Raw genomic sequence first — 22665 nt, forward strand, 5'->3', positions numbered from 1 at the left:
CCAGACGGGCCCGACGGTAGTGGAGGTCGGGATCCCGTCACCACAAGCCCTGAATTCCCGCGCGACGGTCGACGGATGCTTGACGGGTTGCCCTCCCGTTTTGGATAAACCCCCAATTAATCAGTTACCTGTAACGCTGGCGCGTTTTTTGCTGAACCTTCCCCGAATCTCTATGGGAAGACGTTCATGTCGCGAGCCACAATCCTGTTGGTGGATGCCGAACCGGCACTGCGCGAGGCCGTGGTCCGGGTCCTGGCCACGATTCCTCGAGTCCGACTGCAGGCCTGCAAAGCGGCCGACCTGCCGCAAACCGTGGAAGGGGTCCGTCCCGCAGCGGTGCTGCTGGGCGGTGACCCCGCCCTGAGCGGAGAAGCCCTTCCCGAACCGCGATCTTGCGTCGCCGCGATCAGTCTGGAGGCCAGTCGCGAACGCGAGCTGTCGGCCATGCGAGCCGGGGTGGACGCGCACTTTGCCCTGCCGGCGATGGCGGACACCCTGGCCGAGTGGCTGCGGCCGCTGCTGGTCTCGGCGCAGGAATTCGTGGCGCCGGCGCTGGTGGCTCGCAGCGCGGCGATGCAGGGGATCGATCGTTTTGTATCGCGGATCGCGCGCAGCGCCGCCACGGTCTTCGTGACCGGCGAGTCAGGGGTGGGCAAGGAGGTGCTGGCGCGGCAGCTGCACGCGCGCTCCCCCCGCAGCCGCGGGCCGTTCGAGGCGATCAACTGCGCCGCGCTCCCGGAGGCCATGCTGGAGGCGATGCTCTTCGGGCATGCCAAGGGCGCCTTCACCGGCGCGCTGGAGGCCCGGCCCGGCAAGTTCCAGCGGGCCCACGGCGGGACCCTGCTGCTGGACGAGGTGACCGAAATCCCCGTGCACCTGCAGGCCAAGCTGCTGCGGGCGCTGCAGGAGCGGGAGGTAGAGCCGCTGGGCGGGCGCCAGGCGCAGCGTGTGGATGTACGGGTGATCGCCACCTCCAATCGCGATCTGCGCGAGGCGGTGGCCGAAGGCCACTTGCGCGAGGATCTGTATTACCGCCTGAACGTCTTCCCGCTTTGCATCCCGCCGCTGCGGGAGCGCCCGGAGGATATCGTGCCACTGGCACAGGCCCTGCTGCGGCGGCTGAGCCGCGGGCGCCTGGGGGAACTGGACGCCGCGGCGCAGCGGCGACTGCGGGAGCACGACTGGCCGGGCAATGTCCGCGAGCTGGCCAATGTGATGGAGCGCGCGATCACGCTGCACGAAGGCGATGACGACCGGGTGACGCTGGAGGCGGTCTGGCTGGATGCGGACATGCTGGCGCCCTGGAGCTCGGGCGACTCCGGCAATCAGGCGATCCGGATGAACACGCCCGAGTGGCCGGACAGCGACGAAAACCCGACGCCGATGCTGGAGCAGACCCTGCAGACCCAGGAGAGCCGGGTGATCCTGAATGTCCTGCGCGAGTCCGGCGGGCGGCGCAAGGAGGCCGCGGACCGACTGGGAATCAGCCCCAGAACATTGCGTTACAAGATTGCGCGCCTGCGCGAGAACGGCTTTGCGGTTCCGGCGTCGGGATGACGCCCAGCGAGGCTGGCATATGGATTGCTTAGTGTTTTGAGGAAAACGGTAAGCCGCGCATATGGGAGCACAAGGGTTCCGTGCAGAGCGCCGGGTCGCCATAGCGAGAACCCCCGAGGGTAGGAAAGATGAGCGAGATGCAGATTCAGAACGTCCTGCAGCAGATGCGTCAGCTGACGCAGACCAGCGGGATCGAGGGGACCAACCCGGCCCAGCCCAATCGCGAACCGCAGCGGGTGGGCGGGGCGGATTTCCAGAACGTGCTGACCGAGTCGCTGCGCGGCGTGAACCAGACCCAGCAGGCCGCTTCGGATCTGCAGACGCGCTTCGAGCTGGGCGACGACAGCGTCAGCCTGCCGCAGGTGATGACCGCAATGAGCAAATCCAGTATCGCCTTCGAGGCGACCAATCAGGTACGCAACCGGCTGCTGACGGCGTACCAGGAAATCATGCGGATGCAGGTCTGATCGGCCGGACGGGCTGAGGGAGAGAACGGACGATGGCCGACAATGCACAGTCCCTGCCCGCGGTGGTGACCGGGGGATTCAAGGAATTCAACGGGATGCCCGCCGGCCGCCAGCTTGCCCTGATCGGCATGCTGGCCGGCGCGATCGTGGTGATCGTGGCGCTGCTCTACTGGGCCATGCGCCCCACCTACGTGCCGCTGTTCCCGCGCATGGACGCCGAGGACGCGGCCGAGGTCGTGCAGGTGCTGTCGCAGGCCGGCATCCAGTACCAGGTGGATTCCACGACCGGGCAGGTGAAGGTCCCGCAGGGCGATGTCGCCGACGCGCGGCTGCAGCTGGCCGGCGAAGGGCTGCCGCGCTCCGGCGACCTCGGCTTCGAACTGTTGCAGGAGGACACCGGGCTTGGCACCAGTCGGATGATCGAGGGGGCGCGTCATCACCGGGCGATGGAAGGCGAGCTGGCGCGCACGGTCGCCTCCCTGGATGCGGTGGATCGCGCGCGGGTGCACATTGCCGAGGGGGAACAGTCGGTGTTCGTGCGCGACCGCCGGCCGGCCAGCGCCTCCGTGGTGGTGCACCTGCGCGGCGGACGCTCCCTGAGCGAGACGCAGGTGGGAGCCATCGTGCATCTGGTGGCCTCCAGCACCTCCGATCTGGATCCCGAGCGGGTCACCGTGGTCGACCATCGCGGCACGCTGCTGACCCAGGACGGCGGCGAGGCGGGCATGGGCGGCAGTGGCGATCGCCTGAACTTCACACGGGATGTGGAGAACCGCTATACCGACCGCGTTCGGGATCTCCTGATCCCGATCGTCGGGCGCGACAAGGTGCGCGTTCAGGTCAATGCCGATATTGATTTCTCGCGCGTGGAGCGAACCGAGGAGCTGTACGATCCCGAGACCATCGCGCTGCGGTCCGAACAAAGCCGGGAGGAAGAGCGCACGGGTCCCGAAGGCGGTGCCGGGGGCGTCCCGGGCGCGCTGACCAATCAGCCCCCCGAGGGCGGCGTGGTCGGGGAAGAGGGCGAGGAAGGTGCCGCTGCTCCGGCGCCGCTCCCGGGCAGTCGCAGCACCAACGTGACCAGAAACTACGAGGTCGATCGCCGCATCAACCACATCCGCGAGATGCCGGGCGGCGTGCGCCGGGTCTCCACCGCGGTGGTCGTGGACTTCCGTCAGGAGGTCAACGAGGACGGCGAGACGGTGCAGGTGGCGCGGGACGCCGAGGAACTGGAGCGCATCGAGGCATTGGTGCGCGAGGCGGTTGGATTCAACGCCGAACGAGGCGATACGATCAATGTGGTGACCGCGCCGTTCGAGGCGCCCGCGGACGAGATCCCGGCGGAGGAGATCGCCTTCTGGGAGCAGCCCTGGTTTATCGAGGTGCTGAAGATCGTGGCGGCGCTGTTGCTGGCCCTGATCATCCTGCTGACGGTGGTGCGCCCGGCAATGAAGCAACTGATGAAGCGTCCGGCACCGCCCCCGCGGCGCGAGGATGACCGCGAGGCCCTGACCGACGAGTCCGGCGGCGAGGCCGGCATGGGGCCGAGCGAGGGTTCGGCCGTGGCCGCGCTGACGGGTCCCAAGGGTCCGGATCAGCAGGAGATGGATCTGGAGGCCGTGCGCGAGATGGTCCGCGAGGATCCCAAGCGCGTGGCGCAGGTAATGAAGACCTGGTTGGGTGACGATGGCCGCTGACAAGAACTCCAAGCTGGAAGGCGCCGAGCGCGCCGCCGTGTTCATGATGAGCCTGGGCGAGGATGCCGCCGCCGAGGTCATGCGCCACATGGGGCCCAAGGAGGTGCAGAAGATCGGCACCGCCATGGCCTCGATGGACCGCATCTCGCGCAGCGATGTGAACGCCGCGCTGCACGAGTTCTCCACCCATGTGCAGGAACAGACCGCGCTGGGCGTGGGCGCCGACGAATACGTGCGCAGCGTCATGGAGAGCGCGCTGGGCGACAAGGCCTCGGGCCTGATCGACCGCATCCTGCTGGGACGCAATTCCAAGGGCATCGAGGCCCTCAAGTGGCTGGACCCGCGCGCCATCGCGGACATGCTGCGCAATGAGCATCCGCAGATCGTGGCCATCGTGCTGTCCCATCTCGATTCCGACCAGGCCTCCGACACCCTGCAGTACCTGCCCGCGCGGGTGCAGTCCGACATCGTGATGCGCATCGCCACCATGGATGGCGTGCAGCCCCAGGCCCTGCAGGAACTCGACGAGATCCTCGACCGGCAACTCTCCGGTAATGCGGCGAGCAAGACCTCGATGCTGGGGGGCGTGCGCTCGGCGGCCAACATCATGAACCTGATGGAGGGTTCGCGGGAGGCCGAGATCATGGAGACGATCAAGGAGTCGGATTCCGATCTGGGCACGCGTATCGAGGAAGAGATGTTTGTCTTCGATAACCTGGTGGATATCGACGACCGTGGCATCCAGACGCTGATGCGCGAGATCCAGACCGAATCCCTGGTGCTTGCGCTGAAGGGCGCCGACGACGACCTGAAGGACAAGATCTTTCGCAATATGTCCAAACGTGCCGGCGAGATGCTGCGCGAGGATCTCGAGGCCAAGGGCCCGGTGCGTGTCAGCGAGGTCGAGGCCGCGCAGAAGGAGATCCTGTCGGTGGCTCGGCGCCTGGCCGAGAACGGCGACATTGTGCTTGGCGGTGGCGGTAGCGAGGCCATGTTGTGAGCGACAGCTCGGCGGCCAGGCTGTATACCGACGCCTCGGCGTCGCTGTGGGAGCCGCCGGAGATCGGTGACGACGGTGTCCATCCGCCGCGCCGTCTGCCCACCGCCGCCGAGATCGAGGCGATCGAGGAAGAGGCGCGCAAGAACGGTTTCGAGTCTGGCTATGCCGAAGGTCACGAACTGGGCCAGAAGGAGGCGGAAAAGGCGGCCCGGGCGCGCGAGGACAAGAAACTGCGCGAAACGGTGGCCGCACTGGAGGCGGTGGCCGGCAGTCTCGCCGATCCGCTGGCCGATGCAGCCGACGCCCTGGAGCCGGAGCTTTTGGCCCTGGTGACGGTCCTGGCGCGCAAGGTCGTGCAAAGCGAGCTGGAGTCCCGGCCGGAGCAGATCCGGGCGGTTCTCGAGGGCGCGCTGGCTCAGTTGCCGGGACGCAACCAGGAGGTGCGGGTGCATCTGAACCCGGAGGACCAGGGGCTGGTCGAGACCTACGCCGAGCGCGCGGACGCGCGCATCACCTGGGTCTCGGATCCGGGCCTGGCACGCGGCGGGTGCCGGGTGGAGGCGGGCGCGGCGAGCGTGGACGCGAGCCTGGAGCGGCGCTTGCAGCATGCGGTCGAGGCCCTGTGGAACGGCGAGTATGCCCCGGCCGCTGACACCGAGCCCCGGGATGACAGCGCCCATCAGGCGTCCGACCGCCCGGATGCGGAGGAGTCATGAGCACTCCGATCGACGAACTGCGCCGCAAGGGCCGCGAACGTCTGAGCACGGGGCTTCTGGACCGGTTGCAGCAGTCCCGGGGTCGCGTGGAGCGGGTCAACCCACCCCAGGCGGAGGGGCATCTGTCGCGCCTGACCGGCCTGACGCTGGAGGCCGAGGGTCTGCGCCTGCCGATTGGCGGGCGCGCCCTGATCCACGGCGAAACCGGGGAGCCGGTGCCGGCGGAGGTGGTCGGTTTCCAGAACGAGCGCACCTTCCTGATGCCGGAGGAGCTGGCCACCGGGTTGACCCCCGGGGCTCGCATCGAACCGCTGGACAACCAGCGCCAGATCCCGGTGGGCGAGGGGCTTCTGGGACGGGTGATCGATGCCAACGGGGCACCCCTGGATGGCCAGGGGCCGATCCGCACCCATGATTTTGGGCCGCTGGCCGGGCGTCCGATCAACCCGCTGCAGCGTGCGCCCGTGCGCGAGCCGCTGGATGTCGGGATCCGGGCGATCAACGGCCTGCTGTCGGTGGGGCGCGGCCAGCGGCTGGGCCTGTTCGCGGGTTCAGGGGTCGGCAAGAGCGTTCTGCTGGGCATGATGACGCGCAACACCACAGCGGACGTAATCGTGGTCGGCCTGATCGGCGAGCGTGGCCGTGAGGTCAACGAATTCATCCACGAAATCCTGGATGAGGAATCGCGTACCCGTACCGTGGTGGTGGCGGTTCCCGCGGATCAGTCGCCGCTGCTGCGCCAGCATGGTGCCTGGGTGGCCACGGCGGTGGCCGAGCATTTCCGGGACCAGGGGCTGCACGTGCTCCTGCTGATGGACTCCCTGACCCGGTTTGCCCAGGGGGCGCGCGAGATCGCGATGGCCATTGGCGAGCCGCCGGCTTCCAAAGGCTATGCGGCGTCGGTGTTCGCGCGCCTGCCACAGCTGGTGGAGCGAGCGGGCAATGGCGATGTCGGCGGGGGCTCGATCACGGCGTTCTACACCGTGCTGGCCGAGGGTGACGACCAGAACGACCCGATCGTGGACGCAGCGCGGGCCATCCTCGACGGTCATGTGGTGCTCTCGCGGGAGATCGCAGAGACAGGCCGCTACCCGGCCATTGATGTCGGGGCGTCCGTCTCGCGTGTGATGTCGTCACTGATCACTCCGGAACACGAACGCGCGGCCCGCCGCTTTCGTGATCTGGCCGCCACCTACATGCGCAATCGCGACCTCATCGCGGTGGGGGCCTACCGCAAGGGCGCCGATCCGCATCTGGACGAGGCGGTGGCGATGCATGAACGCCTGGAGGCCTATCTGGGGCAGGGCCGCGACGAGGCCGTCAGCTTCGACCGCGCCCGGGATGATCTGCTGGCACTAGTCGGGGGTGGCGCGGCATGAACCCGAAGCGCCTGGAGCGCCTGCTGCGGCTGCGCAAGATCGAGGAAAGCGAGGCGACGCGCCAGCTGGGCGAGCGGCTGCAGCAACTGGATGCCATCGCCGGCCAACGCGAGCGCCTGGAGACCTATCAGCGGGAATACCTGCAGGCAACCCTGCCGGACGATGCCAATGCGCTGAAGTGGCTGGCCGGCATGCGCGACCAGCTGCGCTCCGCGCTGGAGCAGCAGGATCTGCGCATCCAGGCGGCCGAGTCCCAGGTGGAGACGGCGCGCCAGGAGTGGCTGGAGCGCCATCGAAACAGCCTCTCGCTGGAGAAGCTGCTCGAGCGCCGGCGGGCCGAGACCGCGCGGCATGACGCGCGGCGCCAGCAGACGGAACAGGATATGTGGGCCACCCGCCAGGCCCATGCGCGCGAGGCAGACGCGCGTTGGCAGGGTTCTTGAATGGACCCTGAGTATCGATTGAGGCAAGGGCCCGGGGATGACCCCGGCAGACCGAGGATTCGGCAATGATCGCAACACAGAATACGGGCCAGGGCATGCTGCCGCTGCTGCAACTGCTGGGCGGCAGCTCGATGCAGGGCCTGGACGACCTGAAAGGCCTGCAAGGCCGCCTCAAGGGCCAGGACGGCGAGGACTTCCTGGCCATCCTGGAGCCCCAGATGGAGTCGCTGCTGGCCAGCCTGGGCGTTCCCGGCGAGGAACTGGAAGGCCTGGACCTGGAGGCGATGCTGGCGCGACTCCAGGACTTGCTGGACGGGCAGCCCCTGGCCGCGGATCCCGAAGGGGGTGGCAATGCCTTGCCGGTCGCCGCGCTGATGGCTGCGACCCAGGAACCGGGACGAGCCGAGGTGCCCCGCGCCGAAGGTACCCCCGCCCGGGGAGGAGGCGAGGAGCGGGCCCTGCCGGTGAAGCCGCTGCCGGCCGCGGTCATGCGGCTGTTCGTCGAAGCGGCCCAGGCCAACGCCGGACGCGATGGCGCGGTTGCCCTGAAGCCCGACGTGATGGGTGCGCAGGGAGGCATGGCCCGCGACAACGTCCTGGAGATCCTCGCCCAGTGGATGGGGCAGGGGGGTGACGAGGCGCGCCGCGGCCGTTCCGACCCCCTGAGCGGGGTGCTGCCGGCCCAGGGGCTCGGGCAGGCCGAAGGGACGGACGGGGCGCGGGCGCTGCCGCGCCTCGATCTGACACGACTCCTGCAGCAGCCCAACGGGGCCCGGGAGCTGGCCGACCAGGTTCGCATGCTGGCCCAGGCGCAGGGCGGGCGTACCGAACTCAAGCTGCACCCGCCGCAACTGGGCAGCCTGGATGTGCGTGTGCTGGTCGAGGGTGATCGCACCAGTATCCAGTTCATCAGTGCCAATCCGGTGACCCGCGAGGTGCTGGAGGCGGCCATGCCGCGCCTGCGTGACAGCCTGGCCGAGAGCGGCCTGATGCTGGACGATGCGACCGTGTCCGACCACGCGGCCGAGGAGCAGGCGGAGCAGGAGGCCGGCGAGACGGCGCTCGCGGCGGATGACGAGGCCGCCGAGGCCGAGGACCGCGAGGCCGCCGATGGCAGCACGCTCTCCATGCTGAACCGGCGCCTGGACCTGTTTGCCTGACCGGCCGTGCTTGGGTGCAGCCGCGGCCTGCGGCCGTGGCTGCAGGCCCGTTCCTGCGCTTATGCCGGCTTCCCCCATGTTCCCGTGTGCCGCCAAGATTCCGTCTTTCACGGCGGCCGGGCGGCCGATTCTTGACGTTCTTCATGTTTTCCGCGCCCGCGTTTACCCCGGAAAACCGCCAGTAACCAAGCGTAACTGACGGATTACAAAGACTAAAACGACTTCTGGCATCAGCCTTGCTATGGTCTGTACCGAGAACGAATCCTCGGTTTACCGGACAGCGGGTGCGATATGGCAGAGAAGGAAGTCAATCTGGACGACGACGAAGGCGGCGCCCCGAAGAAGGGCGGGAAGGGCAAGCTGATCGTCCTGATCCTGGTCGTCCTGTTTCTCGTAGCCGGCGGTGCGGCCGCCGCCTGGTTCTTCCTGATGGCGGACGGTGACGATACCGAGCAGGTCGAAGCCGGCCCGCCCGAGCGGCTGTACACCAGCCTCGAGCCGATGACGGTGAACATCGAGGCCCCGGGGCGCATCCGCTACCTGCGCGCGGAACTGTCGCTGGTGACCCATGACCCGGCGGTCGCCGAGGCCTTCGAACGACACCTGCCGGCAATCCGAAACGACCTCCTGGGCATCCTGGCGGAACAGCGCTACGAGGATCTCAATACCCGCGCGGGCAAGGAGGCCCTGGCGGAAGAGCTGAAAGAGACGATCGCCGGGATCCTGCGTTCCCGCGATGCCCCGGACGCGGTCGAGGCCGTGCTGTTCAACGAACTGGTGATGCAGTAGGAGCCCCGTCATGGCACAGACGGATATCCTCAGCCAGGACGAGATCGATGCCCTCCTGCACGGCGTGGACGAGGGCGACGTCGAGACGGAAGACCCGTATCCGAGTGATGGCCAGGCACGCGAATTCAACTTCGCCACCCAGGACCGGATCGTGCGTGGGCGCATGCCCACGCTGGAGATGATCAACGAGCGCTTCGCGCGTCACCTGCGGGTCCGTCTGTTCAACGTGCTGCGTCGCTCCGCCGAGATCTCGGTGGTGGGCACCCGCATCACCAAGTTCTCCGAGTACATGCATTCGCTGTTCGTGCCCACCAGCCTGAACCTGGTGCGCGCGCATCCGTTGCACGGCACCGGGCTGTTCGTGTTCGACCCGAAGCTGGTGTTCATCCTGGTGGACAACTTCTTCGGCGGCGACGGCCGTTACTACACCCGCATCGAGGGGCGTGACTTCACCCCGATGGAGATGAAGGTGGTGCACGGCGTGCTGGAAGGCGCGTTCGAGGACATGCAAAAGGCCTGGCAGCCGGTCATGGACCTGGAGTTCGAGTTCCTGAACTCCGAGGTCAACCCGCAGTTCGCGAATATCGTCTCGCCGACCGAGATCGTGGTGATCAGCGAGTTCCACATCGAGCTCGACGGGGGCGGTGGCAACCTGCACGTGACCCTGCCGTACTCGATGATCGAGCCGATCCGCGAGCAGCTGGATACCGGTATTCAGTCGGACCGCTCCGACGTAGACCAGCGCTGGATGCACGCACTCGAGGAGGAGATCCAGACCGCCGAGGTCGAGATCAGCTCCATCCTGGCCGAGACCGAGGTGACCGTGCGCGAGCTGCTGGATATCCAGCCGGGCGACATCATCCCGGTTGATCTCCCCGAAAAGATTTCCCTGCAGGTCGAAGACATCCCGATGTTCCGCGGGAAGTTCGGCGTATCCAATGGGCTGAATGCGATCCAGATTTCGGAACGCATCATCAAACGATAGAGGGCCGCAGCATGGCAGACACCGACGATCCCAAACAGGACACCCCCGGCCCCGACGCGGAGGCCGCCGCCGAGAATCCGGAGACGGAGGGCGGTTCCGATGACCAGGCCCTGGCCGACGAATGGGCGGCCGCCCTTGCGGAGCAGAAGGACGAGGATGGCGAGGCGGCCGGCGACCCCGACGCGCTGCTGAACGAGGCGCAGGGCGGGGCGTCCGACGAACCGGCGCAGGAAGCGCCGAAGGCCGAGAAGCGGGACCGCAAGCACAAGCCGGACCCGGGCGCGGAAACCCTGCAACCGGAGCAGCTATCGGGCGCGGTGCAGGGCGACGGGGAGGAGATGAACCTGGAGATGGTCCTGGATGTACCGGTGACCATCTCCATGGAGATCGGCCGCACGCGCATCCCGATCCGCAACCTCCTCCAGCTGAATCAGGGCTCGGTGGTGGAGCTGGACCGCCTGGCCGGCGAGCCGCTGGACGTGCTGGTGAACGGGACGCTGATTGCGCATGGCGAGGTGGTGGTGGTCAACGAAAAGTTCGGTATCCGGCTGACCGACGTGATCAGCCCCAGCGAACGGATCCGCAAGCTTAAATAGCCATGAATCAACGCTATACGCACATCGCGGCCCTCGTCCTGACGGCCGTTACGGGGAGCCTCTGGCCACTGACCGCCCTCGCCGAGGGGGGTAGCGGCGGCGCCGCCGGGTATCTGGCCCAGCTGATCGGCGGTCTGGTCCTGGTGATCGGCGCGATCGTGGTGCTGGGCTGGATCCTGCGGCGCACACAGGGCGGGCTCAATCGCGGCTCCCAGGTGATCGAGATCGTCGCGGCGCGCTCGGTGGGCGCGCGCGAGCGCCTGGTGCTGGTCCAGGTCGGGGACGAACAGGTCCTGGTCGGGGTTGGGCCCGCCGGCATGCGCACGCTGCACACCATGAACGAACCGGTACTGGCCCCGGCCGGCGAGACCCCGGACTTCTCGAGCGCGTTGAAGCGCGCGGTGACGCGGCGTGCGCCGGTCACCGGCGAGCGGGGGCAGTCGTGATGTCGGTGCTGCTGCGGATTGGGCTGGGGCTGGCTCTGCTGGCCCTGCCGGGCCTGGCCGGAGCGCAGGTCGCGCAGGGCATCGAGGCCCTGACGGTGACCACCAACGGGGATGGTGGCGAGACCTATTCGGTGACGCTGCAGATCATCCTGCTGATGACGCTGCTGACCCTGCTGCCGTCGATCCTGATCATGATGACCGCGTTCACGCGCATCCTGGTGGTGCTGGCCATCCTGCGCCAGGGCCTGGGTACGACCCAGACCCCGTCCAACCAGATCCTCATTGGTCTGGCGTTTTTCCTGACCCTGTTCGTGATGGCCCCGGTGTTCGAGGAGATCTACGACACCGCGTTCGTGCCTTACGTGAACGAGGAGATGGGGACCGAGGAGGTGCTGCAGGCCGGGGTGCAGCCCCTGCGCGAGTTCATGCTGGCGCATACCCGCGAGAGTGACCTGGCGATGTTCGCCGAGATCAACGGGATCGACGGCTTCGAGGATGCCGACGATATCCCGCTAAGCCTGCTGGTGCCGGCGTTTATCACCAGCGAACTCAAGACCGCGTTCCAGATCGGCTTCCTGATCCTGATCCCGTTTCTGATCATCGACCTGGTGGTGGCCTCGGTCCTGATGTCGATGGGGATGGTGATGCTCTCGCCGCTGATCATCTCGTTGCCGTTCAAGGTGATGCTGTTCGTTCTGGTCGATGGCTGGGCGCTGATGATGAACACCCTTGCCACCAGCTTTTTTGTTTAGGAGGTTCCGATGACACCCGAACTGGTGGTCGATATCGGGCGCGAGACGCTCACGGTGGTGGTCCTGCTGGCCGCGCCGCCGCTGCTGACGGCGCTGGCGGTGGGCCTGGCGATCGGCATGCTTCAGGCCGCCACCCAGGTGCAGGAAATGACCCTGTCGTTCATCCCCAAGCTGCTGGCCATGTTCGCGGCCCTCCTGATCAGTGGGCACTGGATGCTGGCGCTGCTGATCGACTACACCGAGCGCCTCTACGAGGGCGCGCCGGGGATGGTGGGGTAGACCGATGACCCTGGCGGCGGAACAGCTGGTGCTGTGGGTGGGGGCGGTCCTGTGGCCGTTCGCGCGCATTGGCGCCATGCTCGTCGCCATGCCGATCTTCGGCGCCGACACGGTCAACGCACGGGTACGCATGGGGCTGGCGCTGCTGCTGGCCATCTTTGTCGCCATGCAGGGGCCGGTGCTCCCCGATATCGACCCCCTGAGCCTCGAAGGCGTGGTGGTGACCCTGCACCAGATCGCGATCGGGGTGTTTATGGGCTTCATCCTGCAGATGGTCTTCTCCGCCGTGACCCAGGCGGGCGAGGTGATCGCACTGGGCATGGGGCTGGGTTTCGCGTCCATCGTGGACCCGGCCCAGGGCGTGCAGGTGCCGGTGGTGTCGACCATCTTCGTGATCTTCTCGACGCTGCTGTTCCTGGCGATGAACGGCCATCTGATCGCGCTGGAACTGATGCTGACCAGCTTCGAGACCATGCCCATCGCCCCGACTGGACTGAATGCGGAGGCCTTCTACGCGCTGGTCGCGTTCGGATCGACGATGTTCGTTGGCGCGGTGCTGGTGGCGCTTCCGGCGGTCGCCTCGCTGCTGCTGGTGAATATCTCCATGGGCGTGATCACCCGCGCCTCGCCGCAGCTCAACATCTTCGCGGTGGGCTTCCCGATGATGATCCTGATCGGCTTTGTGCTGCTCATGTTCACTTTTCCGGGGCTGCCGGAACGCTTCGGGGAGCTGATGCTCGAGGCCTTCCACCTGATGCAGACCCGGATGGGGTTCTGACATGGCCGAGAACGAGAACGGGCAGGAAAAAACCGAAGAGCCCACTCCGAAACGCCTGCGCGAGGCGAAGGAGAAGGGTCAGGTCCCGCGCTCGCGCGAGCTCAGCACCTTCCTGGTGCTGATGACCGCGGGGGCGTTCATGTTGATGTACGGCCCGAACATGGGCGCGCAACTCGCTGAACAGATGACCAGTCGTTTCGATTTCGATCCCGAAATGGCGTACGACTCCTCGCTGCTGCTGCCCTACCTCGCCCAGGAGATCTTCCGCACCCTGCGCACGCTGTTTCCGCTGTTCGGGGTATTGATCGTCGCGGCCGTGATGGCGCCGATCGTGATCGGGGGCGCGAACTTCTCCTGGAAGGCGGCGGCCCCGAAGGCCTCCAAGCTGAATCCCGGAAAGGGGCTGAAGCGCATCTTCTCCTGGCAGGGGCTGATGGAGTTCGGCAAGACCTTCGCCAAGTTCGTGCTGATCTCCAGCGTCGCGGTCGCGGTGCTTGCCACCTTTTCCGATCGCCTGCTGATGCTGGGCTACGAGCCGATCCATCAGGGTATCGCGCATACCGCCCAGCTGGTGCTGGGGACCTTTATCGCGGTATCGGCCGCGCTGATCGTGGTGGCGGCCATCGATGCGCCGTTCCAGATGTGGAACCACCAGAAGCAGCTGCGCATGACCCGCCAGGAGGTCAAGGACGAATACAAGGAGACCGACGGCAAGCCGGAGGTCAAGCAGAAGGTCCGTCAGCTGCAGCAGGAGATGGCGCAGCGGCGGATGATGGAGGAGGTCCCGAAGGCCGACGTGATCATCACCAACCCGACCCATTACGCCGTGGCCATCGTCTACGAGGCCTCGCGCATGGCGGCGCCCAAGGTAGTGGCCAAGGGCGCCGACGAGGTCGCGGCCTCGATCCGTGCGGTCGCCGACGAACACGCGATCGTCCGCGTCGAGGCGCCGCGCGTCGCCCGCGCGATCTATTTCACCACGGACCTGAACCAGGAGATCCCCAACGGCCTGTTCGTCGCCGTCGCACGCATCCTGGCTTATGTCTACCAGCTCAAGCGGGCCGACGCCGACGCGCAGATGCCGGATGACCTGCCAGTGCCGGAGGATTACCTCGATCCGGACAAGCAGCGCGGCAAGCGGAGGGATCGCTGATGGCCTTCTTCGACCGCCTCGGGAACGTCGGCAAGTGGGGACTCGGCGCGCCGATCCTGCTGATCGCCATGCTGTCGATGATGGTGCTGCCGCTCCCGCCGCTGGCGCTGGACGTGCTGTTCACCTTCAATATCGCGCTTTCGCTGGTGGTGATCATGGTTGCGGTGTATACGCCGCGGCCGCTGGAATTCGCCGTGTTCCCGACCGTGTTGCTGGTCGCGACGCTGCTGCGCCTGGCGCTGAACATCGCGTCTACGCGGGTGATCCTGCTGGAAGGCCATACCGGGACTGACGCGGCGGGCAAGGTGATCCAGGCCTTCGGCGACTTCGTGGTGGGCGGCAACTACACCGTCGGCCTGGTGGTGTTCGCCATCCTGATCATCATCAACTTCGTGGTGGTCACCAAGGGCGCGGGGCGCGTCTCCGAGGTCAGCGCCCGCTTCACCCTGGATTCCATGCCCGGCAAGCAGATGGCGATCGACGCCGACCTGAACGCCGGCATCCTGACCCAGGAAGAGGCGCGCAAGCGCCGCGAGGAGATCGCCAGCGAGGCGGACTTCTATGGCTCCATGGACGGGGCCTCCAAGTTTGTTCGCGGTGACGCGATAGCCGGCATCCTGATCCTGTTCGTGAACATCATCGGCGGCCTGACCATCGGGGCCGTCCAGCACGGCATGACGATCGGCGATGCCGCGACCAATTACGTGCTGCTGACCATCGGCGATGGTCTGGTCGCGCAGATCCCGTCGCTGGTGCTGTCCTCCGCGACCGCGATCATCGTGACCCGCGTGACCAGCAGCCAGGACATGGGGCAGCAGGTCTTCGGCCAGATGTTCTCCAACCCGCGCGTGCTGTACGTGGCCGGGGGCGTGATCGCCGCACTGGGGATCGTGCCGGGCATGCCCAATGCCGTGTTCCTGGGCCTGGCCGCGCTTATCTTCGGCGGGGCGTACCTGCTCAAGCGCCAGGCCCGCGAGGCCGAGGTGGAGGTGGAGCGCATCCCGCAGGAAGACGAGGGCGGGGCCCGGTCCGAGGATCGCGACCTGACCTGGGAAGACGTGCCGCCGGTGGATCTGGTGTCGCTGGAGGTGGGCTATCGCCTGATCCCGCTGGTGGATCGCACCCAGGACGGCCAGCTGATGGGCCGGATCAAGGGCGTGCGGCGCAAGCTCTCGCAGGAGCTGGGATTCCTGCTGCAGCCGGTGCATATCCGCGACAACCTCGAACTGAGCCCGAATGCCTACCGCATCAGCCTGCTGGGCGTGACCGTGGCCGAGGCCGAGGTCTTCCCCGAGCGCGAACTGGCGATCAATCCGGGCGAGGTGTTCGGGACGGTGCCGGGCACGCCGACCAAGGACCCGACGTTCAATCTGGATGCGCTGTGGATCGACCCGGCGGACCGCGACCAGGCCCAGGGTGCCGGCTATACCGTGGTCGACTGCGCCACGGTGATCGCGACCCATCTGTCACAGGTGTTCCGCGAGAACGCGCATCGCCTGATTGGCCACGAGGAGGCGCAGCACCTGCTGGACCAGCTGGCGCGCCATTCGCCGAAGCTGGTGGAAAACCTGGTGCCCAAGACGCTGTCCCTGTCCATCGTGCTGAAGGTGCTGCAGAACCTGCTGGCCGAGCAGGTCTCGATCCGCGACCTGCGCACGATCGCCGAAACCCTGGCAGACGAGGGGGTCAAGAGTCAGGATCCCGGCACTTTGACCGCGGCGGTGCGGGTGGCCCTGGCGCGCTCGATCGTGCAGGACCTGGTGGGGCCGGAGGACGAGCTGCCCCTGATCGCGCTGGATCCGTCGTTGGAACAGCTCTTGCATAAGTCCCTGCAGGGGAGCTCGGGCGGCACGGTTGGACTGGAGCCCGGGCTGGCGGAGCGGCTGCAGCGCTCGGTGGCCGATGCGGCCCGCCGCCAGGAGACGGCCGGACAGCCGGCGGTCCTGGTGGTGGCACCGGAGATCCGCTCCTGGATCGCCGGGTGGCTGCGCGGCGCGGTCCGCAGTCTGACCGTGCTGGCCTTCACCGAGATTCCGGACAATCGCCGGATCCGGGTGGTTGCCACCGTCGGCCAGGAAGAGTCGCAGAAGCAGTCCGCCTGAACGACACGATGAAGGGTTCCGCCGCGCGAGCGGCGCAGGAGAAAAAGCATGAACGTCAGACGATATCGGGCCCGGGACATGCGTGATGCGATGCGCCAGGTGCGCGAGCAGCAGGGCGAGGACGCGGTCATCCTGTCCAGTCGCCGGGTCGACGGCTGGCTGGAGGTGGTCGCGGCGCTGGAGGACGGCGCCGCGTCGGAGCCGGTAGCCGCGCAGGACGCGCCCGCGACGAGCCGCGAAGCGAGCACAACCGCCCGGCCGGCTCGCGAGCGCGGCGCCGGTCAGGCCGCGGCGTCGTGGCCGGCCGACCCGGAGCTGACCGCCATGCGGCAGGAGCTGCGCGACCTGCGCAGCCTGATGACGCGCCAGTATGCGGAGAGCGAAGAGGCGCGCTGGGCGGCCCGCCACCCGCTGGCGGCGGAATGCAAGGCGCGCCTGATCGACCGCGGGTTCAGCGAGGCCCTGGCGCGCAGCCTGGCCGGAAGCATTCTCGATGACAGCTCGCCGGAACAGGCCTGGGAACGCCTGCGGGCGCGGTTGTCGGGCGCGATTGCCACCCACCGGCCGGACATCCTGGACGAGGGCGGCCTGCTGGCGCTGGTCGGGCCCACCGGCGTTGGCAAGACCACCACGCTGGCCCGCATCGCGCTGCGCCAGATCCGCCGCATGGGCCCGGATTCGGTTACGCTGGTCACCCTGGACAGCCAGCGCATCGGGGCCACGCGCCAGTTGCAGGCCTTCGCCCAGATGGCGGGGATCTCGGTGCGGGTGCTGCAGAACGCGAGAGAGTTGCGCGAACTGGCGCGCCGCGTGGAGGATGGGCACCTGATCCTGGTGGATACGGCGGGACAGGCCCCGCGTGCAGTGGAGGACGAATCCCTGTTCGCGCACCTGCCGCCGGACATCCGGGCCGAGAGCTGGCTGGTGGTGTCGGCGACGACCCAGGGGAGCGCGTTGCGGCGGGTGCTGGAGGCATTTCGCAAGGCGGAGCCCTCGGCGCTGGTGCTGACCAAGCTGGACGAGGCCGAGGAGCTGGGCGAGGTCCTGTCCGTACTGCTCGATCAGCACCTGGGACTGGGGTTCGTCAGTGATGGCCAGCGTATTGCCGAGGACTTTCACCGGGTCGATACCGGGTATCTGACCCGGCTGGCCCTGGAGGATGCCGCCGATGGACCCGGGGCAGCGGCCAATGCCCGCGAGACCTGGGCGGCCGAGCGCCTGGCGGAGATGGAACCGCCGCGGCGCGCGCGCGCCCAGGCACGTCCGGCACGGGCGGCGGAGCCCGCCACGCTGGAACTGATTCAACCGGTCGGGAAGGGGCGCTATGCCACGCACTAACAAGCCGTTGAAGGTCATCGCGGTTGCCTCGGGCAAGGGCGGGGTGGGCAAGACCAACGTATCAGTGAACCTGTCGGTGGGCCTGGCCCGGCTCGGGCGCGAGGTCATGCTGTTCGACGCCGATCTGGGCCTGGCCAACGTGGACCTGCTGCTGGGGATGCGTCCCGAGCGCACGCTGCACGACCTGGTGACCGGGGACGTGGACAGCCTGGAGGATGTGCTCGTCCAGGGGCCGGACGGGGTGAAGGTGGTGCCTTCGGCTTCGGGGATCGCGGCGATGGCCAACCTGACGCCGGCCGAGCATGCCGGTCTGATCCATGCCTTCAGCGCCTATCGCAAACCCCTGGATGTGCTGATCGTGGACACCGCGGCCGGCCTGCAGGAATCCGTGACGTCGTTCTGCCGCGCGGTCCAGGAGACCCTGGTGGTGGTCTGCGACGAGCCCGCCTCGATTACCGACGCCTATGCCCTGATCAAGGTCCTGCACCGAGATCATGGCCTGCGTCGCTTCCGCATGGTGACGAACATGGTCGACGGCCGCGAAGGCGCCGAGCGACTGATGCAGAAACTCAATACCGTCTGCGGCAACTACCTGCCGGAGGTGGTGCTCGACCTGGCCGGCTATATTCCGATGGATGATCACCTGCGCGAGGCGGTGCAGAAACGCGCGCCAGTGGTACAGCAGTACCCCGGGAGCCCGGCGGGGAAGGCCTTTGCCGAACTGGCACGGACCGTGGACCGCTGGCCGGTGGGCGGCGGTGACCACGGTGGCGTCGGGTTTTTCGTGGAACGGATGCTGCAGAGCGCATGATGACGACGCGTAATCGACTTTCCGGCTATCAGGCGACCTCCGCGGCCAGCGGCGGGCACGAGCAGCTGATTGCCGATCACGTCGAGCTGGTCCACCGCATCGCCCATCACCTGATGGCGCGGCTCCCCGCCTCGGTGCAGGTGGATGACCTGATTCAGGCGGGCATGATCGGGCTGCTCGAGGCGGCGCGCCAGTTCGAGGGCGGCCAGGGCGCGACCTTTGCCACCTACGCCGGGATCCGCATCCGTGGCGCGATGATCGACGAGCTGCGCCGCAGTGACTGGACACCGCGTTCGGTGCACCGCAACAGTCGGCGTATTGCCGCGGCGATCCAGACCGTCGAGGCGCGCGAGGGGCGGGCGGCGCGTGGCAGCGAGGTCGCCGCCGAGCTGGACGTGCCGATCGACCAGTACTACGAGATGCTGCAGGATCACGCCGGAGCCCACCTGTTCGCCCTGGACGACCTCGGCGGGGGTGACGACGGGGCCGATCGCGTGATCGAAGGGCAGGAGGTGTCGCCGGCCCGCACCCTCGAGGCCGGTGAGTTCCGTCAGGAACTGGCCGAAGCCCTCGGCGACCTCCCCGAACGCGAGCGGCTGGTGCTGTCGCTCTACTACATCGAAGAGCTCAACCTGCGCGAGATCGGCGCCGTGCTGGGCGTGACCGAGTCGCGCGTCAGCCAGATCCGAAGTCAGGCCACCATTCGACTGCGCGCCCGCCTGGGTTCGTGGCTCGAAGACGGTACGGCTTTGCAGTTATTCTAAAACCCACCCTACGAATCCCGGAGTGACGTGTGGACAAGGGAATGAAGATTCTCATCGTGGACGACTTTTCCACGATGCGGCGCATTATCAAGAACCTGTTGCGTGATCTTGGCTTCAACAATACCCAGGAAGCCGACGACGGCAGCACCGCGCTGCCTATGCTGCAGAACGGGGATTTCGACTTTCTGATCACCGACTGGAACATGCCCAACATGCCGGGGATCGACTTGCTGAAGGCCGTGCGCGCCGACCCGAACCTCAAGTCCATGCCGGTGCTGATGGTGACGGCGGAGGCCAAGCGCGACCAGATCGTCGAGGCGGCCGAGGCGGGCGTGAACGGCTACGTGGTCAAGCCGTTCACCGCCGAGACGCTGAAGGAAAAGATCGACAAGATCTTCGAACGCATTGAAGCACAGGGATAATCATGGGCCTGTGACCGATATGCCCGACGCCCGTGGCACCGACCGCCGCGGGCGTCGTCCGAAACCTTCCGCGCCGTACCCGCAAGAGGCTTCTCATGACTGAACAGGAACACCCACCACGCGACGATCAGCTGGAGCTTGCGCGGCAGTTGGTCAAGACGCTGGAGGCGGGCGACGACACGGGCGCCCGGGCGCTGGTGCAGGATCTGGCGCGCCCCTATGACCGCGAACTCTTCGACGAGCTGGGCAAGCTGACCCGTGATCTTCACGAGGCCCTGCAAAGCTTCCGCGGCGATTCGCGTCTGGTCGAACTGACCCAGGCGGAGATCCCGGACGCAAAGGAACGCCTGAATTACGTGGTCACGATGACCGAACAGGCGGCCCACGACACCATGAATGCCATCGAGTCGAGCCTGCCGATCGCGGAGTCGTTCAGTCAGCAGGCGGCCGACCTGACGGCGAAGTGGACGCGCTTTCGCAACCGCCAGCTCTCGGTGGAGGAGTTCCGGGACTTTGCCCGCGAGCTCGACACGTTCTTCGCGCAGGCGGGGGAAGACACCGAGGAGCTGCGCCGGCTGCTCTCCGAGGTGCTGATGGCACAGAGCTATCAGGATATTACCGGCCAGGTGATTCGCCGCGTGATCCAGCTGGTGACCGACCTGGAAGAGAACCTGGTGTCCCTGATCCGGCTCTCCAGCGGGCGCATGGAGCAGGTCGAGGCGGCCGAGGCGTCGCTTGAACAACGCGAGGAGGAGCGCGAGGCGGACCGCAAGGGTCACGGTCCCAGCGTGCCCAAGACTCAAGATTCCGCCGCGGATGTCGTTCAAGGACAGGACGAGGTGGACGATCTGCTATCGAGCCTGGGCTTCTAGGCAGTTCCCCTCATGCGAATGGCGCCACGCGACCGGAGAGACTGAATGGCCATCGACCCCAATGACGAAATCCTTCAGGACTTCCTGATCGAGGCCGGGGAACTGCTGGAGGGGCTCAACGAGCAACTCATCGACCTGGAACAGAATCCCGATGACCGGGATCTGCTGAATGCGGTCTTTCGAAGCTTCCATACCATCAAGGGTGGAGCCGGCTTCCTGAGCCTGGACCCCCTGGTGACCGTGTGCCATCACGCGGAGGACGTCTTCAACCTGCTGCGTAACGGTGAGCGGCGAGCGGACAGTCACCTGATGGACACCATGCTGCGGGTGCTGGACACCCTGAACGTGATGTTCGGGGACCTGCGCTCCGGCGTGGATCCCACACCCGCCGAGGCCGATCTGGTGGAAAACCTCCGGCGCATGGCGAACAACGAGGACGTGGCGGCGGAGCCCGCCGCGCCGCCGCCCCCGCAACCCGAGCCGGAGCCAGAACCCGAACCGCAAGCGGATACGGATGCGGAACCGGCGGCGGATGGCGACGCGATGGTCGGCGCCGATGACGAGATCACCGACGACGAATTCGAGGCCCTGCTCGACAGCCTGCACGGCGATCAGCCGCCGAAGCCCGTGGAGACGGACTCGACGCCGGGGGATGCGGCCGGAGAGGAGTCGGCTGCGGAGGGTGAAGGTGGCTCCGGCGACCTGATCACCGACGACGAATTCGAGAACCTGCTGGACGAGTTGCAGGCCAAGGGCGCCGGGCCGGCCGCTACCGGGGCGGTCCCCAGCCCCGCGGGCGACGAGCCTGCGGAAGCCCCGGCGGCGACGCCCGAACCCGCCGAGCCGGAGAAGGCCGCCGCGCCCGCCGATACCCCTGCGGGAGGCCAGGGCGGCGGCGCGCGTGCCGGCGGGGGTGCCGAGGGGGGCGGCCGGGCGGCCCCGCAGGGCGAGACTTCCGTGCGCGTCGACACCGAGCGCCTGGACGAGATCATGAACCTGGTGGGCGAGCTGGTACTGGTGCGCAACCGGCTGAGCATGCTGCGCTCGCAGCATGTCGATGACGAGCTGGGCAAGGCGATCAGCTCCCTGGCCCTGGTGACCTCGGATCTGCAGACCTCGGTGATGAAGACCCGCATGCAGCCGGTGAAGAAGGTCTTCAACCGCTTCCCGCGCGTGATCCGCGATCTCTCCCGCAATCTGGGCAAGGAGATCGAGCTGGAGATCTTCGGCGAGGACACCGACCTCGACAAGAACCTGGTCGAGGCCCTGTCGGATCCGCTGGTGCACCTGGTCCGGAATGCCGTGGACCACGGCATCGAGACCCCCGAGGTACGCGAGGCGGCGGGCAAGCCGCGCAAGGGGACCGTAGTGCTGGGGGCCGCTCAGGAAGGCGATCACATCGCGCTGCTGATCAAGGACGACGGCGGCGGCATGGACCCGCAGGCCCTGCGGCGCAAGGCCGTGGAGAAAGGCCTGATGGAACCGGCCATGGCCGAGCGCATGACCGATCGCGAGGCCTTCAACGTGATCTTCATGGCCGGCTTCTCGACCAAGACCGAGATCTCCGACGTCTCCGGCCGCGGGGTCGGGATGGACGTGGTCAAGACCAAGATCTCGCAGCTCAACGGCACCATCGAAATCGACTCCGAGGTGGGCGTGGGCACCACGCTGCGGGTCAAGCTGCCCCTGACGCTGGCGATCCTGCCCGCGCTGATGGTGATCCTGGACGGCCGGCGCTTCGCCATCCCGCTGGCGTCGGTGTCCGAGATCCTGGATCTGGACCTCACGAAGACGCATTACGTGGATGACCAGGAGGTCATCATCGTGCGCAAGCAGGCACTGCCGATTCACTACCTCAAGCGCTGGCTGAAGCCGGGCCACGAGCCCGAGCCGCGCAAGGACGCCCATGTGGTCGTGGTGCATACCGCCGATCGCAAGGTAGGTCTGGTGGTGGATGATCTGGTCGGTCAGGAAGAGGTGGTCATCAAGCCCCTTGGGCAGAATCTGCAGGGCGTGAAGGGCCTGGCGGGTGCCACGATTACCGGGGATGGCGGGATCGCGTTGATCCTGGATGTCTCGGATCTGGTGACCATCCTGATGCGGCAACTGCAGATGTCCGGCCGTCCCCGCCGCGCATCGCGCACGAGCGAGGGCTGAGG

22 protein-coding genes and 1 pseudogene are annotated in these 22665 nt (G+C 67.2%); all 23 read left to right on the forward strand.

Annotation, left to right across the window (positions count from 1 at the left end; all coding sequences use genetic code 11):
- Nucleotides 1-186: 186 nt before the first annotated feature.
- Nucleotides 187-1557: a sigma-54-dependent Fis family transcriptional regulator gene (locus D106_RS0102265; RefSeq protein WP_018879070.1), complete on the forward strand. Its 1371-nt coding sequence runs from the start codon at nucleotides 187-189 to the stop codon at nucleotides 1555-1557.
- Nucleotides 1558-1685: 128 nt separating this feature from the next.
- A complete protein-coding gene (fliE, locus tag D106_RS0102270; RefSeq protein WP_018879071.1) occupies nucleotides 1686-2024 on the forward strand; it encodes a flagellar hook-basal body complex protein FliE in 339 nt (112 codons plus the stop codon).
- Nucleotides 2025-2056: 32 nt separating this feature from the next.
- Nucleotides 2057-3721: a flagellar basal-body MS-ring/collar protein FliF gene (gene fliF, locus D106_RS0102275; RefSeq protein ID WP_018879072.1), complete on the forward strand. Its 1665-nt coding sequence runs from the start codon at nucleotides 2057-2059 to the stop codon at nucleotides 3719-3721.
- Complete coding sequence (gene fliG, locus D106_RS0102280; protein WP_018866246.1) at nucleotides 3711-4721, forward strand: flagellar motor switch protein FliG; 1011 nt, start codon at nucleotides 3711-3713, stop codon at nucleotides 4719-4721. The genes fliF and fliG overlap by 11 nt, the downstream gene beginning before the upstream one ends.
- Nucleotides 4718-5437, forward strand: a complete 720-nt coding sequence (locus D106_RS0102285) for a FliH/SctL family protein (protein WP_018879073.1) — start codon at nucleotides 4718-4720, stop codon at nucleotides 5435-5437. The genes fliG and D106_RS0102285 overlap by 4 nt, the downstream gene beginning before the upstream one ends.
- Nucleotides 5434-6816 carry a FliI/YscN family ATPase gene (locus D106_RS0102290; RefSeq protein WP_018866248.1) on the forward strand — a complete coding sequence of 461 codons (1383 nt, stop codon included), beginning with the start codon at nucleotides 5434-5436 and terminating at the stop codon, nucleotides 6814-6816. The genes D106_RS0102285 and D106_RS0102290 overlap by 4 nt, the downstream gene beginning before the upstream one ends.
- Nucleotides 6813-7259: a flagellar export protein FliJ gene (gene fliJ, locus D106_RS0102295; RefSeq protein WP_018866249.1), complete on the forward strand. Its 447-nt coding sequence runs from the start codon at nucleotides 6813-6815 to the stop codon at nucleotides 7257-7259. Before D106_RS0102290 ends, fliJ begins: the two co-directional genes overlap by 4 nt.
- Nucleotides 7260-7324: 65 nt before the next feature.
- Nucleotides 7325-8419, forward strand: coding sequence for a flagellar hook-length control protein FliK (locus tag D106_RS0102300; RefSeq protein WP_018866250.1), 1095 nt, complete (start codon nucleotides 7325-7327; stop codon nucleotides 8417-8419).
- A gap of 291 nt (nucleotides 8420-8710) precedes the next feature.
- Nucleotides 8711-9208: a flagellar basal body-associated protein FliL gene (fliL, locus tag D106_RS0102305; protein WP_018875432.1), complete on the forward strand. Its 498-nt coding sequence runs from the start codon at nucleotides 8711-8713 to the stop codon at nucleotides 9206-9208.
- Nucleotides 9209-9218: 10 nt separating this feature from the next.
- Complete coding sequence (gene fliM / locus D106_RS0102310) at nucleotides 9219-10193, forward strand: flagellar motor switch protein FliM (RefSeq protein WP_018879074.1); 975 nt, start codon at nucleotides 9219-9221, stop codon at nucleotides 10191-10193.
- Between the two features lie 11 nt (nucleotides 10194-10204).
- Nucleotides 10205-10789 (forward strand): flagellar motor switch protein FliN, encoded by a 585-nt coding sequence (gene fliN / locus D106_RS0102315; RefSeq protein ID WP_018879075.1) that lies wholly within the window; start codon nucleotides 10205-10207, stop codon nucleotides 10787-10789.
- Between the two features lie 2 nt (nucleotides 10790-10791).
- The gene (fliO, locus tag D106_RS0102320) at nucleotides 10792-11235 is read left to right on the forward strand and encodes a flagellar biosynthetic protein FliO (protein WP_018879076.1); all 444 of its coding nucleotides are present in this window, start codon (nucleotides 10792-10794) and stop codon (nucleotides 11233-11235) included.
- A complete protein-coding gene (fliP, locus tag D106_RS0102325) occupies nucleotides 11235-11987 on the forward strand; it encodes a flagellar type III secretion system pore protein FliP (RefSeq protein WP_018866255.1) in 753 nt (250 codons plus the stop codon). Before fliO ends, fliP begins: the two co-directional genes overlap by 1 nt.
- Nucleotides 11988-11996: 9 nt before the next feature.
- Complete coding sequence (fliQ, locus tag D106_RS0102330; RefSeq protein WP_018866256.1) at nucleotides 11997-12266, forward strand: flagellar biosynthesis protein FliQ; 270 nt, start codon at nucleotides 11997-11999, stop codon at nucleotides 12264-12266.
- Nucleotides 12267-12270: 4 nt separating this feature from the next.
- Entirely contained in the window at nucleotides 12271-13044 is a 774-nt protein-coding gene (gene fliR, locus D106_RS0102335; protein WP_018866257.1) for a flagellar biosynthetic protein FliR, read from the forward strand.
- Between the two features lies 1 nt (nucleotide 13045).
- Nucleotides 13046-14197: a flagellar biosynthesis protein FlhB gene (gene flhB / locus D106_RS0102340; RefSeq protein WP_018879077.1), complete on the forward strand. Its 1152-nt coding sequence runs from the start codon at nucleotides 13046-13048 to the stop codon at nucleotides 14195-14197.
- A complete protein-coding gene (gene flhA, locus D106_RS0102345; RefSeq protein WP_018866259.1) occupies nucleotides 14197-16299 on the forward strand; it encodes a flagellar biosynthesis protein FlhA in 2103 nt (700 codons plus the stop codon). Before flhB ends, flhA begins: the two co-directional genes overlap by 1 nt.
- Nucleotides 16300-16347: 48 nt before the next feature.
- Nucleotides 16348-17455, forward strand: a pseudogene (gene flhF, locus D106_RS0102350) (flagellar biosynthesis protein FlhF); the annotation flags it as partial.
- Nucleotides 17456-17623: 168 nt separating this feature from the next.
- A complete protein-coding gene (locus tag D106_RS0102355; protein WP_038045503.1) occupies nucleotides 17624-18448 on the forward strand; it encodes a MinD/ParA family protein in 825 nt (274 codons plus the stop codon).
- Complete coding sequence (locus tag D106_RS0102360) at nucleotides 18445-19212, forward strand: RNA polymerase sigma factor FliA (RefSeq protein ID WP_018875438.1); 768 nt, start codon at nucleotides 18445-18447, stop codon at nucleotides 19210-19212. The genes D106_RS0102355 and D106_RS0102360 overlap by 4 nt, the downstream gene beginning before the upstream one ends.
- A gap of 41 nt (nucleotides 19213-19253) precedes the next feature.
- Nucleotides 19254-19634, forward strand: coding sequence for a chemotaxis response regulator CheY (gene cheY, locus D106_RS0102365; RefSeq protein ID WP_017942246.1), 381 nt, complete (start codon nucleotides 19254-19256; stop codon nucleotides 19632-19634).
- Between the two features lie 95 nt (nucleotides 19635-19729).
- On the forward strand, nucleotides 19730-20506 hold the full coding sequence (locus D106_RS0102370) for a protein phosphatase CheZ (protein WP_018879080.1): 777 nt from the start codon (nucleotides 19730-19732) through the stop codon (nucleotides 20504-20506).
- Between the two features lie 45 nt (nucleotides 20507-20551).
- A complete protein-coding gene (locus D106_RS0102375; protein ID WP_018879081.1) occupies nucleotides 20552-22663 on the forward strand; it encodes a chemotaxis protein CheA in 2112 nt (703 codons plus the stop codon).
- Nucleotides 22664-22665 lie beyond the last annotated feature (2 nt).

The organism is Thioalkalivibrio sp. ALE9 (genome assembly GCF_000377445.1).
GTDB lineage: Bacteria > Pseudomonadota > Gammaproteobacteria > Ectothiorhodospirales > Ectothiorhodospiraceae > Thioalkalivibrio.

What these genes read in the sequence shown, in the direction of transcription:
- D106_RS0102265 (WP_018879070.1), top strand. Translation starts at nt 187, where the DNA reads ATGTCGCGAGCCACAATCCTGTTGGTGGATGCCGAACCGGCACTGCGC.
- fliE (WP_018879071.1), top strand. Translation starts at nt 1,686, where the DNA reads ATGAGCGAGATGCAGATTCAGAACGTCCTGCAGCAGATGCGTCAGCTG.
- fliF (WP_018879072.1), top strand. Translation starts at nt 2,057, where the DNA reads ATGGCCGACAATGCACAGTCCCTGCCCGCGGTGGTGACCGGGGGATTC.
- fliG (WP_018866246.1), top strand. Translation starts at nt 3,711, where the DNA reads ATGGCCGCTGACAAGAACTCCAAGCTGGAAGGCGCCGAGCGCGCCGCC.
- D106_RS0102290 (WP_018866248.1), top strand. Translation starts at nt 5,434, where the DNA reads ATGAGCACTCCGATCGACGAACTGCGCCGCAAGGGCCGCGAACGTCTG.
- fliJ (WP_018866249.1), top strand. Translation starts at nt 6,813, where the DNA reads ATGAACCCGAAGCGCCTGGAGCGCCTGCTGCGGCTGCGCAAGATCGAG.
- D106_RS0102300 (WP_018866250.1), top strand. Translation starts at nt 7,325, where the DNA reads ATGATCGCAACACAGAATACGGGCCAGGGCATGCTGCCGCTGCTGCAA.
- fliL (WP_018875432.1), top strand. Translation starts at nt 8,711, where the DNA reads ATGGCAGAGAAGGAAGTCAATCTGGACGACGACGAAGGCGGCGCCCCG.
- fliM (WP_018879074.1), top strand. Translation starts at nt 9,219, where the DNA reads ATGGCACAGACGGATATCCTCAGCCAGGACGAGATCGATGCCCTCCTG.
- fliN (WP_018879075.1), top strand. Translation starts at nt 10,205, where the DNA reads ATGGCAGACACCGACGATCCCAAACAGGACACCCCCGGCCCCGACGCG.
- fliO (WP_018879076.1), top strand. Translation starts at nt 10,792, where the DNA reads ATGAATCAACGCTATACGCACATCGCGGCCCTCGTCCTGACGGCCGTT.
- fliP (WP_018866255.1), top strand. Translation starts at nt 11,235, where the DNA reads ATGTCGGTGCTGCTGCGGATTGGGCTGGGGCTGGCTCTGCTGGCCCTG.
- fliQ (WP_018866256.1), top strand. Translation starts at nt 11,997, where the DNA reads ATGACACCCGAACTGGTGGTCGATATCGGGCGCGAGACGCTCACGGTG.
- fliR (WP_018866257.1), top strand. Translation starts at nt 12,271, where the DNA reads ATGACCCTGGCGGCGGAACAGCTGGTGCTGTGGGTGGGGGCGGTCCTG.
- flhB (WP_018879077.1), top strand. Translation starts at nt 13,046, where the DNA reads ATGGCCGAGAACGAGAACGGGCAGGAAAAAACCGAAGAGCCCACTCCG.
- flhA (WP_018866259.1), top strand. Translation starts at nt 14,197, where the DNA reads ATGGCCTTCTTCGACCGCCTCGGGAACGTCGGCAAGTGGGGACTCGGC.
- D106_RS0102355 (WP_038045503.1), top strand. Translation starts at nt 17,624, where the DNA reads ATGCCACGCACTAACAAGCCGTTGAAGGTCATCGCGGTTGCCTCGGGC.
- D106_RS0102360 (WP_018875438.1), top strand. Translation starts at nt 18,445, where the DNA reads ATGATGACGACGCGTAATCGACTTTCCGGCTATCAGGCGACCTCCGCG.
- cheY (WP_017942246.1), top strand. Translation starts at nt 19,254, where the DNA reads ATGAAGATTCTCATCGTGGACGACTTTTCCACGATGCGGCGCATTATC.
- D106_RS0102370 (WP_018879080.1), top strand. Translation starts at nt 19,730, where the DNA reads ATGACTGAACAGGAACACCCACCACGCGACGATCAGCTGGAGCTTGCG.
- D106_RS0102375 (WP_018879081.1), top strand. Translation starts at nt 20,552, where the DNA reads ATGGCCATCGACCCCAATGACGAAATCCTTCAGGACTTCCTGATCGAG.